At 39.3% G+C, this 12900-nt stretch carries 11 protein-coding genes; 7 read left to right on the forward strand and 4 right to left on the reverse strand.

Going from position 1 to position 12900, the window contains the following annotated elements:
* Nucleotides 1-16 precede the first annotated feature (16 nt).
* Nucleotides 17-1033 (reverse strand): nucleoid-associated protein YejK, encoded by a 1017-nt coding sequence (yejK, locus tag PTRA_RS09650; protein ID WP_011328492.1) that lies wholly within the window; start codon nucleotides 1031-1033, stop codon nucleotides 17-19.
* Between the two features lie 62 nt (nucleotides 1034-1095).
* Between yejK and PTRA_RS09655 the strand changes: the two genes are divergently transcribed.
* From PTRA_RS09655 to PTRA_RS09680, 6 genes are all read left to right on the forward strand, one after another.
* The gene (locus PTRA_RS09655; RefSeq protein WP_011328493.1) at nucleotides 1096-1308 is read left to right on the forward strand and encodes a YejL family protein; all 213 of its coding nucleotides are present in this window, start codon (nucleotides 1096-1098) and stop codon (nucleotides 1306-1308) included.
* Nucleotides 1309-1313: 5 nt separating this feature from the next.
* Nucleotides 1314-2807 (forward strand): DUF3413 domain-containing protein, encoded by a 1494-nt coding sequence (locus PTRA_RS09660; protein WP_058373625.1) that lies wholly within the window; start codon nucleotides 1314-1316, stop codon nucleotides 2805-2807.
* A gap of 100 nt (nucleotides 2808-2907) precedes the next feature.
* Nucleotides 2908-3387: a hypothetical protein gene (locus tag PTRA_RS09665; RefSeq protein WP_058373626.1), complete on the forward strand. Its 480-nt coding sequence runs from the start codon at nucleotides 2908-2910 to the stop codon at nucleotides 3385-3387.
* 110 nt (nucleotides 3388-3497) lie between these two features.
* A complete protein-coding gene (aceK, locus tag PTRA_RS09670; protein ID WP_058373627.1) occupies nucleotides 3498-5213 on the forward strand; it encodes a bifunctional isocitrate dehydrogenase kinase/phosphatase in 1716 nt (571 codons plus the stop codon).
* 17 nt (nucleotides 5214-5230) lie between these two features.
* A complete protein-coding gene (locus PTRA_RS09675) occupies nucleotides 5231-6169 on the forward strand; it encodes a LysR family transcriptional regulator (protein ID WP_011328497.1) in 939 nt (312 codons plus the stop codon).
* A gap of 173 nt (nucleotides 6170-6342) precedes the next feature.
* Nucleotides 6343-6786, forward strand: a complete 444-nt coding sequence (locus tag PTRA_RS09680; RefSeq protein WP_058373628.1) for a ferritin-like domain-containing protein — start codon at nucleotides 6343-6345, stop codon at nucleotides 6784-6786.
* A 127-nt stretch (nucleotides 6787-6913) separates the two neighbouring features.
* Here the strand turns inward: PTRA_RS09680 and PTRA_RS09685 are convergent, their stop codons facing one another.
* Genes PTRA_RS09685 through PTRA_RS09695 form a run of 3 tightly spaced genes read right to left on the reverse strand, consistent with a single transcriptional unit; the run spans nucleotide 6914 to nucleotide 11607 of the window.
* Nucleotides 6914-9913, reverse strand: coding sequence for a TonB-dependent receptor plug domain-containing protein (locus PTRA_RS09685; protein ID WP_058373629.1), 3000 nt, complete (start codon nucleotides 9911-9913; stop codon nucleotides 6914-6916).
* Between the two features lie 45 nt (nucleotides 9914-9958).
* A complete protein-coding gene (locus tag PTRA_RS09690; RefSeq protein ID WP_058373630.1) occupies nucleotides 9959-11035 on the reverse strand; it encodes a FecR family protein in 1077 nt (358 codons plus the stop codon).
* Nucleotides 11032-11607, reverse strand: coding sequence for an RNA polymerase sigma factor (locus tag PTRA_RS09695; RefSeq protein WP_058373631.1), 576 nt, complete (start codon nucleotides 11605-11607; stop codon nucleotides 11032-11034). The genes PTRA_RS09690 and PTRA_RS09695 overlap by 4 nt, the downstream gene beginning before the upstream one ends.
* A 273-nt stretch (nucleotides 11608-11880) precedes the next feature.
* On the opposite strand from PTRA_RS09695, the gene PTRA_RS09700 reads away from it, so the two are divergent.
* Nucleotides 11881-12897, forward strand: coding sequence for a hypothetical protein (locus tag PTRA_RS09700; protein WP_157756049.1), 1017 nt, complete (start codon nucleotides 11881-11883; stop codon nucleotides 12895-12897).
* Nucleotides 12898-12900 lie beyond the last annotated feature (3 nt).

Here is a 12900-nt window from a genome sequence, read left to right on the forward strand (position 1 = left end):
CTTTAGATCAATCGTATTAGTCTTGCTCTTTTTCCATGAAGCGTTGTAACTGATCTTTTAAGTTTGGCGGAATGCCTTTGATCACTAAGGTATCGGTTGCTTCGTTATAAGTAACACGTTCACCTAAGTGTTTACGCTCAAAACTCACACTTACACCGCCACCTAAACCAGAGAACTTAACCATACTTGCCACTGTTTTTTTATCAACGGGGAATGACTCTTCTAAATCGTAACTTTGCTCTTTGCAAAAGCTGTCAAACGGACTGTCATCGCCTTTTGTAAGTGTTGCCGAAAGCTCACTTACGTTGGCATCTTCACCTGTCGTTACACAATCATTACAGTAATCAAATACTTGTTTACGTAAATCGTCTTTTTCTGATTTATCAAATTGTTGCTCTGATAAGTAATCCTCTACAGCACTGAGCATTACTTGGCTTTGTTGTTTAGGATCAATACCTTCTTCACAGCCTAAAAAGTCTAAGAAGAAATCGGCAACTTTGCGCCCTGCGCGGCCTTTAATAAACGAAATATAACGATTGTCTTGCGCTTGGGTGTCCCAAGCGGTTAAATCGATTCGTGCCGCTAATTGCATACGCGAAATATCTAAATGACGTGACGACGCTAAATCAAGCTCAGAAGTAATTGAGTAATGCTCTTTAATATTAATCATCGCAATAAGCATGTAGTCTGTAGCCACATACTGGTAGTGACAAAACACTAAATAACCGGTTTCATTAAATGCGTATTTATCAAGTTCCTCTTTTAACACACTCGATGCTTGATCTGTCATATGCCAAAAGCCAAGTTCGTTGTTACGGTAACTTTGCATTGCCGATGCAACTACGCTGTTTTTATCGCCACTAAAAGCGCAAAAGCCTTTACCTGGCTTACCATTATACGCATGATGCAATTGCTCAATAAACACAGCTACTTTATCGTTGATTAGCATTTCATCATTACGCAAATGAATTTGAGTATCGCCGTCTTTTTTGTCTACATAATGAACGACTAGTTTTTTAACGTCTGTTGCCATCTTTGTTTTTCACGCCTCTGGTGTTAAAATGTGAGAATATAACTATTAAATTGAACCAACTGATGCCAATCTTATCAAAATACTCTAATGAACAAGTAGAACAAATCGTCGATCAGCTTATTGATGTGTTAACTCAACACAATGCGCCGGTTGATTTGAGTCTTATGTGTTTAGGAAATTCTATCACGCATATCTTAAAAGAGCATGTACCAACAGGGAAAAGACAAGCCGTTACCGAGAACTTTGCTAAAGCTCTCGCACAGTCGGTTAAATAAACTCTATGAATTTATCGCAGCACAATCAGTTTTCATCAAAAGCGAGTCAATTACTAAGTTGGGGGCATTGGTTTACCTTTGCCAATATTGGCTTAGCGCTCTTAATTAGCTTAAGCTACTTATTTGCCGACTCGCCACCTACAAGCTTTATGGGTATTACTTATATGCTAGTTACTTGGCTTAGCCATACTAGTTTTATTGCCTTTTTAGCGTTTGTGCTGACGGTATTTCCGCTCAGTTTAGTTTTTCCATACCCTCGCCATATTCGCGGTATGGCTGCACTTATTGCTACCTTTGGTGCTTCGTTACTCACACTTGATGCTTATGTTTATTTTAATTTAGGTTATCACTTAAGCAGTTCTGCTTTGCCTGAAATTATTTCGCTTTTATGGCACCGCTTAAACAGCTCACCCGCTTTAACAACTATTTTAGCCGGTGGCATAGTTTTAGTTATTTTAGGTTTTCAGTTAACGGTCAGTAATTTTACTTGGCAAAATTTAGCCCGTTTAAAGCAGCTCAAGTTTGCTCGCTACGCGAGTTCATTTTTAGTGATTTGTTTTGCCCTAAGCCATAGTATTCATATTTGGGCTGACGCTAATTTAAAGTTTGATGTAACTAAACAAGATAACTTTTTACCGCTTTCGTATCCTACAACGGCTAAAAGCTTATTAGCTAAAAATGATCTACTAGACATAGAAAGCTATAAACAAGCGCATAATGTGCAAATTAATCAGCAAAACATTAGCTACCAATTGCCTACACCGCTAACAAAATGCGAAAGTTACACACCGGCTAAAATTGATATTTTTGTATTTGAAACAGCGCAGCAGCTTGCTCAATTTGCCAGTAATAAAAACTTGTATAGCACTAAGCAGTTTTTACAACCAACCGATCATAACGACATGCTCTTTAGTTTAGTTTATGGTTTACCGGCATTTTATAAATCTACAATTATAAATGAGCAAACATTACCCGCATGGCAAAGCCAACGTCGCAGTGTTGAAGTAACGGGTATTGCAGCGTTAAACTTTATTAATGATCAAACCCATACGAATAGTGCAATTAGAATAATTAAAGGCACTGATGATTTAGCACCTCGCGATAAAGACACCCATATTTATGCTTTTAGTTTGGCTGATACTAACAAAGAGGTGGTAATTACCTCAACGCTTTATAGTTCCGATAAACGGATCACTCGCGTTAATGGCCTTATTCAACCTAGCGATATAATAGCGACCGCTGTTGGGCAGTATTTAAACTGCAACGCTATTGCTGAGCAAACTATGCTCGGTGTTAACTTACACCAGAAAAAAGACAATATGGGTGTTAATTATTCTCAAGGCGTGGTTATAGCGTATAAAAAGGATAGAATTACCTTAATTGATCCTGATGGCGACTTTAAAAATATTTCTGCCGCCGAAGGGTTTTCGATTGAGCAAGGCTTAGACATTCCATTTTTAGTCCACAGTATTAAAAAGTTAAAAACCTTCACTCAATAAGGCTATTATTAACCTAGCTTGCTATACCGCCAAGCTAGGTTATAGTTTTACTTTAACGTTATTTATTTAACGCAGTAAAACATTCTTAGGGATAGCCAATATGATTAAGCTGTACTGTATTTCTATTTTCCTCTTGCTTATAACCTTAAGCTTTAACAGTTTCAGTGCAACCAGTTACTACAAGTGCGTTACGCAAGAAGGCACCACCTTTTCTCAATTCCCGTGCGATAACGACGCCACCGTATACAAAGTCAACACCACAATAAATCAGCAAGTAGGCCCTAAAGTAGATTACACCAAGCAATTAAACGAACTGGAGCGCGAAAGCTTACTAGCTGGTTTACAGGCAGAGCTGCGCAGTAACCAACATAAGTTAGCAATATTAGATCGTAAAAAAGACCAAGCTGATTATAAACAGCAACAGCGCCTTAACCATATTTTAGCCAAGGAAGATAAAAAACGCATTGCCGCCGATATTGCTAAAAAACAAAAAGTAATTAATAAAAACTATAAAGCACAAATTAATATGGTAAAAAAGCGCATTAATAAATTACAAAAAAAAATAGATAACTACCAGTAACCTTTATCTCATGAATAAATAACATCTTAATTTAGCTTGGTTTTAAATCGAGAATAACATACTCTTAACAACGATAGAGTATAAGCTCTAGCGTCTAATAAGGAGTAATGATGCAGCCTCGTCATATTGCTGAATTAATTTTAACGGGCTTTAAAAAGCACTACCTGTTATTTCAAAAAACCACGGCAAAAGCACCGCTGGCGTTTGCTAAAAGAGACTGGCAAGCAATTAATGATATAAGCCGATTACGTATTAGCCATTACGATGATCGGGTTAACGAAACCACCGCCACACTTCGACAACAACAAACCGAACAACTCGATGAACAGCTGTGGCTAGAAGTAAAAAAGCTCTATCAACATTTTTTATGTTTTCATCCTCAGGCTGAGCTTGCCGAAACTTTTTATAACTCGGTATTTTGCCGCCTGTATCATCGCCGCTATTTTCATAACGACTTTATTTTTGTAGAAGCCACTCTAAAAGATGCGCCTGCAGTGCCAGTAGAAGCTGAGTATCGCAGCTATTTCCCTGTGGTTGACGGCCTAAAGCCCACAATTAAACAGATCATTAATCACTTTGATTTTAAAGCCCCCTTTGTAAACTTAGAGCGAGACATACGACTGCTGGTAAAAGCATTTTATAAACAAGCGCCCGACACGCACCATAAAGCCTGGCAAATGCGCTTTGATATACTGCACACTCCATTTTACCGTAACAAAGCCGCCTATATTGTAGGGCGAGTGGTATCGCAAAGCGGCGTACAGCCGTTTATTATTGCAGTACTGCATCATGAAGATAAAGGTTTATACCTAGACGCACTACTTACTAAATCGTCACAAATGCGAGTTATTTTTGGCTTTGCGCGTGCCTACTTTATGGTAGAAACCCATGCGCCTTCCGCATTAGTCCGATTTTTAAACCAATTAATGCCCAATAAAACTATAGCAGAGCTTTACAACGCTATTGGTTTTCATAAACAAGGTAAAACCGAGTTTTACCGTGAGTTTTTAAATCATTTAACTCACTCTAATGACGAATTTACTATTGCCCCCGGCACACCTGGCATGGTGATGATGGTATTTACCCTGCCCTCATTCGGCTATGTATTTAAAATTATTAAAGATAAATTTGGCGAAAGTAAACCTTTTGGTCGTGATACCGTGTTAAAACGCTACCAATTAGTTAAAAAACACGATCGGGTTGGCCGTATGGCCGACACCATAGAGTATTCTAACGTCGTATTTCCTTTAGCGCGGTTTGATAGTAACTTGTTGCAGCAGTTGCACCAAACCATTGGCTCATCCATGGTAATTGAAGGCGACTGGCTAATTATCAAACATTTATATATTGAGCGACGCATGACACCGCTTAATCTATTTTTAGAAAATGCCGATGATGCCAGTGCCGCCGACGCGATTGAAGAGTACGGCCAGGCACTAAAAGAAATGATTGCTGTTAATATATTTCCCGGCGACATGCTGTTAAAAAACTTTGGTGTTAGTAAACACAAACGCATTATTTTTTATGATTACGATGAAGTGCAATATTTAACTGACATGAATTTTAGAGCACTGCCTAAAGCAAAAACGTATGACGACTACTTAATGGATGAGCAAAGCTATTCGGTTGCGCCGCAAGATGTATTTCCTGAGCAACTTTGCACCTTTGTAATGCCTAACCCAATCTATAAGCAGTTTTTAATGAGCACACATCCAGAGCTTATTGATGTTAACTTTTGGAAGCAAGCACAGCAAAATATTAAAAATGGTCAGGTTAGTCATATTTATCCATACCCGACAGCACAACGTTTTATCCATCACTGGTAAAGCGTTAAGGACACACAATGAATATAAGTAAAATAGATTTAAATTTACTGGTTTATCTCGATACTTTATTGCGCGAATGTAATGTTACCCGCGCAGCAAACCGGTTAAGTATTACTCAACCTGCCATGAGCAATGGCTTAAAGCGCCTTCGTAACTTATTTAACGATCCTATTTTAGTACGCACCAGTGATGGCATGGTACCCACAGAGCGCGCGTTAGAGTTACAACCTGTTATTCGCGGTATATTAATGACTCTAGAGGAAACACTTGCGCCTAATCGTGAGTTTGAAGCAAGCCAAAGTAAGCGCGTATTTAGAATAATGGCCAGTGACTATGCGGCCAGTACCTTAGCGCCCAAGCTATTAAGTAAATTACACGCAGAAGCCCCCGACACCACCTTAGACATACTCACCCCTAGTGATGTGACCTTTCATGATGTGGAAAATGGCAAAGTGGATATGGCAATCAATCGCTTTGAAAACCTGCCGCAATCGTTTCATCATAAGCGCATTTGGAAAGATAGTTTTTGCTGTTTAGTTAAATCCGACAACCCGATTATTGACAACTTTAGCCTAGAGAGCTACTTAAAAGCACGCCATATTTGGGTAAGTAAAACCGGCTTTGGTGTAGGCGTAGGAATGGATCCTAAAGATGTACAAAAGCTCGGCTGGGTTGATGAAGCACTCGCTCATTTTGGTAAACACCGTAATATTGCTACCTTTACCCGTAATTACCATGTGGCGGTACATTTAGCCAAAGTACAAAACTTAATAGCTACATTGCCCTCCAAAGCCGCTAACATTTATATAGACGATCCTAGTCTTAAAATATTAGAACCTCCTTTTCCTATTCCACCATTTGAGTTAGATATGATTTGGAGCCCACTGTTACATCGCGATGCCAGTCATATTTGGTTACGCCAAAAAGTAGCCGAAGTTGCTGAAGAACTTAAGTAATACCGTTACAAAAGTTTTGTAAAATTTGCTTACTTAATCTAACAAGTAAGCAAACATCATCCTCAAAATACATTTATTCCAATAAAAACAAAATACTACGAAAGTTTTTATAGTGGAACAACCTTTGCTTTTATATAAATGAACATTTAATTTCATTTATAAGAGAGGTCATTATGAACACCCATCAAGATAATGAAGTAAATCATATTTCTGACATCATCCAAGTAATGAATAGTGGTATAGATTTTTACGAAAAAGCTCAACAGAACGTAAAAGATCCCGCTGTTGCCGCCCTTTTCCAGCGCATGATTGATGCACGTAAAGTGACCGTTGAACGCTTACAGCCTTTTGCTATTAATGAACAAGGTGAACGTGAAGATGGCTCATCGTTTGCAGTAGAAGCGCGCCGTGCTTACACTGCGCTTATCACTAAATTTAGCAGCAATAACGACGATACGTATATTAAAGAGCTAGAAGAAGTTGAGGATAAAACCCTCGAAGAAATTAAAGATGCAATGAAAAAACCACAACCCGCAGACTGCGAAGCTGTACTAGCTAAAGCATTACTAACAATGCAAAGCTGTCATGCTGAAATGAGCCGGATGAAAAAGCAGTAAGTAATTTGCCCCCTGAACCCTGGATAATAAATCTATCTCTAGCTGAATTCAGGTTAAGCAATTAAAAAAGCCCAGCATTATTAAATGCTGGGCTTTATATTAAGTATAAAAATGGGAGTATCTATAATTAAAAGCGGTATTCTGCACCTAGGTAGTAATACGCACCGTTAAAGCCAAATGGGGCTGAACGACGAGAGTATTTAAATACCCCTGGGCTGCTTACAATGGTATTGCCTTGGGCGTCTACAATAGTACCAGTACGTGAATTACCTATAGTATTTTCATCTGGGTAGACATCAAATAAGTTATTTGCGCCAATATTTACCGATAAGTTTTCAGTTACAAAGTAATTTACTTTAACATCAGTTAATATTTCGGCACCGTAGGTCTGGCGGCCGCCATCTTCTACTGTGTACTCACCAAAGCGATTAAGCGACAAATTAACTGTCCAATCATCACGTTGATAAAGCGCACTTAAGTTAATGCGATCCTCTGGTTGCCACTCTTCAATAATAGAAATTTCTTGGTCAGAGAACACGTCCTCAACCGGTACTGTTTCTAAGCCTGAACCTGCAGGGGTAAATAACGACACCACATCGGTTTTAGTAAAGTTAGCTGCTAAGGTAAAATCAAGCGTGCCGCCTAATCCTTCAGTGTTCCAGGTAGCAACAAAGTCTATACCTTGCGTTTCTGTATCTGCACCATTTAAGAAAAACTGACCCGCACCAGCACCTGAGCTTATTAATGCAGCGTCAAGACTTGGCGATAACCCTTTACCTAAGCGATTACTGATAACTATACGGTCGTCTATATCAATTGAGTAATAGTCGAGCGTTACGTTAATGTTGTCTGTTACGTTATACACTATACCTAAACTGCGGTTTTGCGACTTTTCTTCTGTTAATTTTGGAATACCTAAGCTTTGCGCTAATGTTGAATCGTTTCTAAAAGTACCGACTTCTTCGGCAACTAAGTTGCCCGTAACATCGTCAACAACAAACTGAGTACTGATATTATTAAAATACAACTGCTGCATTGACGGCGCTCTAAAACCTGAGCTTAATGCACCTCGCAGTGAAATATCGTCAGTAATCGACCAGTTACCCGCTAGTTTAAAGTTAACCGTGTCACCAAAGCCTTTATAATTATCGTAGCGCAGTGCGCCCGATAAAATAACGTCTTCAATAATATAGGTTTCAGCATCAAGGTAGAACGAAATCACATCACGCGATTCATCAACCGATGACATTGGCGATGAACCACCAAAACCTTGCGTACCGCCCGAAGCATCTTCGCTGCCAACACCACCGCTTAAACCGTCGTATATACTTACGCCGTTATTAGTGTCGTAATCTCGGTATGCGTATTCGCTGCCTTCTAAAATGCGATACTCATCGGTGCGAATTTCTGCGCCCATAGCGAGTGAGTAATCATCAAAATTTTGGGTGAAATCTAAATTAAGTGTTTGTAGCGATAATTCCATACCGTAAGCATAGGCTTCGCGCGGAATAGTGGCGCGAATATCAGCAGCACTTAAGCCTTGGTCGTAGCGTAAAAAGTTAGCGTACGAGGCGTTAATTGTGTCACTGGTAGTGTAATCAATACTGTTTTCACCATAGGTGTACGATAAATCTAAGCTAGCATCGTTATCAAACAGCGTTTTGTAACCAAAGTTATACGAAACATCGTCGATGGTGGTATTAATTTTTGGCAAAAAGCCAGCCTGAATTGTCGCATCATTATCTTGTAAAACCGAATTACCGCCACCGTTGGCATTGTGCCTGAAAAACGCCGCCGACTCGTTATCGCGAGTTGAGTAAGTAATAAAACCGTATAGCTCACCATCACCTAATTCATAACCTGTGCTTACAATTAAGCCAAATTGTTGTGAGTCGGCATCGCCAATTCTAAAGGTATCTCTGTCGGCTGTTAGCTCTCGCGGATCGCCCGCTACTAAAGTGCCGTCATCAAGTGTTGTACAACCATTAAATTGGCAAGAACCATGTAAACCGGCACGGTTAGTTGGCGCACGATCACGGTAGTTAAGTGTAGTATTTACGTAACCTTTATCACCTAAAGCAAACCCTTTATTAAAATCGAGATTTATCGTTTCGCCATCGCCTTCTGAATATTGGCCATAGTTAATTGCGGCTTTACCACCTTCGCTGCCATCTTTGAGCACTATATTAATAACACCCGCTATGGCATCTGAGCCATATTGCGCTGCAGCACCGTCACGCAGTACTTCAATGCGCTTAATTGCCGACGCCGGAATAGCATTCATATCGGTACCCGCTGTACCACGACCTACCGAAGTATTAATATGAATAATACTGGCTTGATGGCGGCGCTTACCGTTAATAAGTACTAATGTTTGATCTGGGCCTAAACCACGCAGTGTTGCTGGGCGAAGGGCATCGGTGCCATCACTAATTGACGAGCTTGAAAAGTTAAACGAAGGCGCAATTGACTGCAGCATTCTGCCCACTTCTGTTTGCCCTGTATTTTCTAGCGCTTCTGCACTTAAAATATCAACCGGAACAGGTAAATCTTCAACTGAACGACCTGCTACACGACTCCCGACAATGGCAATTTTTTCTATTTTTTCTTGGGCAACATCTTCAGCAGCATTAACGCCCTGAGTGTTTGCAGCAAGTAATGCAGGTAATATTGCTGCACTAACGCCTGAAAGCTTCATCATGTTGTTATTTTTCCTATTGATTTGTTTGAGTTTTATACTCAGTAAACCATTTTGATCAACAACCGCATCGAGCTTAGTGTCACCTAACAGTGCCTCCAGTGCACCTAATTGGGTGTAAAAACCATAAAGCGAATTTGCATTATATTGTTTAGCTAACTCATAAGAAAACACCACGGTTTGCTCGGTTTGCTTAGCAAATTCTATTAAAGCTTTGTCTGCTCGCTGCGCTTTTATATCAAATTGCACCATTTGCCCGGTAGTTACTGTGGCTAAAACATTCAAGCTAAAAAAAGCCGATGCAAGCACACTCAAACTACACAATAAATGCGTTTGGTTACTGCGCAACTTATATAAACAGTTGGCAAACAAAAATCCGCTATAGGCTTTATTCTTTTTATTAATATATCTTTTACTTTGCATGTTCATAATTGCAACTTAATCCAACATTAGCATGGTTTTAGGCGCTGCTATTTATGACTTAGTTTGACGTTTAAGGCTAACTACGTGTTCACCTAAGCGTTCGTGATCAATCGAAAAATTTGTTTTTAAACTTTCAAGTAGCCCAGCAACATCACCCGCTTTAAATACCCCCGCAACTTTAATATTCGCAAGCTCTGCCGATGAAAGCTCAAACCGAGTAGCGGTATAACGGCTAACTTCATTTAAGGCATCGCTTAATTGTTCTCCGTTAAAAATTAGCATGCCATTTTGCCACGCTAAATCTCGTTGCACATCGTCAGCAGAGAGGCGTTTAATAGGCGCTGTAACACTTTTTTCTATAATTGCTTTTTCGCCTGAAAGTACAATATTTGCGTTTATTTTTCTAATTTTTTGAGTGCTGTTATCGGCTAGTTGATACGCTTTAAAATCGTTAGCATCAACAGCTACACTCGGATCAGTGATCATCACTTTTCCTTCAGTTACCACTAACTCTAAATGAGATGAGGTATTGCGCTGTACATTAAATACAGTGCCTAATGCTGTAAAGCTTTTATCACCTGCCATCACACTAAATGGCCGCGTAGCATCTTTAGCAACATTAAAACGCCCTTCCCCTCTGCTCAGTAATAGCTGTCTGCGTCCTTTGCTATAAGCAACCTCTAATAAGCTGTTGGTATTTAATTGCACTATGGTGCCATCGGGCAGTACGTATGTGGCTTGCTCTCCCACCTTGGTTTTATAAATTTTAGTATAATTAACTTTCGCTAGGGCTTGGTTGTAACCCGTTTCTAAGTTTACCAATAAGTAACTGCAAATCATTAATGCAGCAAATAAACTGGCAGCGATACCATACGAAAATACCCATTTACTTTTTTCCTCGGTATTGTTTTTATGCGGAAATAAAGTACTTAATTCGTTTAATACGCTCAGTTCGTCCCATAACTTAGCGAGTTCGTAAACGGCGTCTTGGTGTGCATTACTTTGCAGCATCCATAATTTAAATTGCTCTTTTTCAGCCTTGTTTAAACCACGGTCTATCGCGCTTATCCAATTAGCTGCTGTTTCTAAAATTAAATCTTTTGGTGTAAATTGATGAATATTACTCATTTTGCCACACTCACTATAGTTGGCTTTTGAGCAGCGGTGTTGTGCTTTTTATACTGCTCATTTTCATCCTGAGAATGTTCTCGCATGTATAGCATGGTTTGTAGTAACCCTTTTGCAATATGTTTTTCTACTGTGCTTTGACTTAACTGTAGTTGCTGGGCAATTTCTTTTTGGCTCATACCGTATACTTTTTTTAATATAAAGCACTTACGAACCGTCAAGCTTAGTTGCTCTGTTGCCCGGCAAAACAATAAAAAACGCTCTTTCGAGGTGTACTCGTCCTCTAGTTTTATTGATTTAAGTAATTTTGGTAATTCATGATCATCACAAAGGGAGTCGCTAAATTTATTATCCCATTTAGCAATATGATTAAGGGCAAGGTGTTTAGCTGTTTTAAGCATGTAGCTACGCGTAAATTGAATATCTTGTTTCAAATCAGCTTCGTAACTTTTAATAAAGGTTTCTTGCACTATATCTTCTACGTCGTCTGGTAACACTATTCGTGAAACAAAGCGGCGTAAATGAGTCGATAACTCTGTAAATGTAGTGGCTAATTTGAGTCCTTGCGCCATCCTTAACTTCATCCCTTATTATTGTATAAATCTAGGTTTGTTAAGATGACTAATTTTAACGTTAATTACAAGGTAAATTGTTAATATGCAGTTATTTTTTCGTTGCATTCAAAATTGCTTTATATGCTATTAAAACGGTAATAAACCCGCATCTTGACCTAAGTCATGCTTTAACTAAATAACGTATTAGCAAGTTCGTGATGCAACAACTAAAAAGCTATAATATGCAAAATTTATCAAGCTTGAATGTAAGCAACCTAAGGGAGTTTTGTGGTGTTTAATAAAACAAGGTTAAGTGTTTCTGTACTATTAGCAACAAGTGGATTACTTGTTATTAGTGCACCGGTGAGCGCGTCGCAAACTACGTTATCGAGCCAAGTATTTGCTAATTTTAGTAATATTCAAATTGACGATCAGTACCAAGATATTGAAGATTGGCAGCTTGATGTAAAACGCTTTTATCTTAATTTAGATCATCAATTTAATGATGACTGGTCATTAACAGTAACCACAGATGTGCAGTGGCAACGCCAGCAAGACCCTACCGATATTTGGTTTCGTCATGCTTATCTGAAACGCAATTTTAACCAAGGTAGCACACTTAAAATTGGTGTTGCTGAACTGCCATGGATTGATTATATAGCACGTCGTGTAGGCTATCGTTATGTCGATCCGAGCTTAACGCCAAAAAACAAATTAGCCGGCCCAACCGATTTAGGTATTCATTATGGTCATAAATCGGCGCACTTTTCGTATGCTGTATCGGCTATTACTGGAGGTGGTTTTCAAAAGCCAACCGTGGGCGATCGAATTGATTTAGAAGCATCGGCTGTGTGGCATATAAATAAACAATTTGATTTTGCTTTAGGTGCTTACCAAGGTACACGCACACTTGATAAAGACGAGGCCGAGAAAAACCATACTGCCGAGCGTTTCAATGCAGCGCTAAGTTACCTGCATCAAGGTGTACGTTTTGGCGTTGAATATGTATATAACGACAACTGGAACCAAGTTAACAAAATACCGCAAGACGCCAGCAGCGGTTGGGGAACCTGGGCAAGTTACGCCTTTAAACCGGGTTATTCTGCATTTGCTCGTTACGATACAGTCAACCCTAATAGGCGTTTAAACGCTAGTTTAGAACGTGATTACATACAATTAGGTGTTGATTATAAAGCAACTTCTTACTTAACGCTGGCACTTGTTGCTAAGCAAAGTAATATTGAAAGTGCAACTGTTGAGCGAACTCAAAATGAAGTAGGCATATGGTCAATGTGGAATTTTAAATAGCCT

It is taken from the genome of Pseudoalteromonas translucida KMM 520, from assembly GCF_001465295.1.
Classification (GTDB): domain Bacteria; phylum Pseudomonadota; class Gammaproteobacteria; order Enterobacterales; family Alteromonadaceae; genus Pseudoalteromonas; species Pseudoalteromonas translucida.

Coding starts and splice junctions, on each gene's coding strand:
- PTRA_RS09690 (WP_058373630.1), bottom strand. CDS start 11,035: ATGAGTAATATTCATCAATTTACACCAAAAGATTTAATTTTAGAAACA.
- yejK (WP_011328492.1), bottom strand. CDS start 1,033: ATGGCAACAGACGTTAAAAAACTAGTCGTTCATTATGTAGACAAAAAA.
- PTRA_RS09675 (WP_011328497.1), top strand. CDS start 5,231: ATGAATATAAGTAAAATAGATTTAAATTTACTGGTTTATCTCGATACT.
- PTRA_RS09685 (WP_058373629.1), bottom strand. CDS start 9,913: ATGAACATGCAAAGTAAAAGATATATTAATAAAAAGAATAAAGCCTAT.
- aceK (WP_058373627.1), top strand. CDS start 3,498: ATGCAGCCTCGTCATATTGCTGAATTAATTTTAACGGGCTTTAAAAAG.
- PTRA_RS09680 (WP_058373628.1), top strand. CDS start 6,343: ATGAACACCCATCAAGATAATGAAGTAAATCATATTTCTGACATCATC.
- PTRA_RS09665 (WP_058373626.1), top strand. CDS start 2,908: ATGATTAAGCTGTACTGTATTTCTATTTTCCTCTTGCTTATAACCTTA.
- PTRA_RS09660 (WP_058373625.1), top strand. CDS start 1,314: ATGAATTTATCGCAGCACAATCAGTTTTCATCAAAAGCGAGTCAATTA.
- PTRA_RS09655 (WP_011328493.1), top strand. CDS start 1,096: ATGCCAATCTTATCAAAATACTCTAATGAACAAGTAGAACAAATCGTC.
- PTRA_RS09695 (WP_058373631.1), bottom strand. CDS start 11,607: ATGGCGCAAGGACTCAAATTAGCCACTACATTTACAGAGTTATCGACT.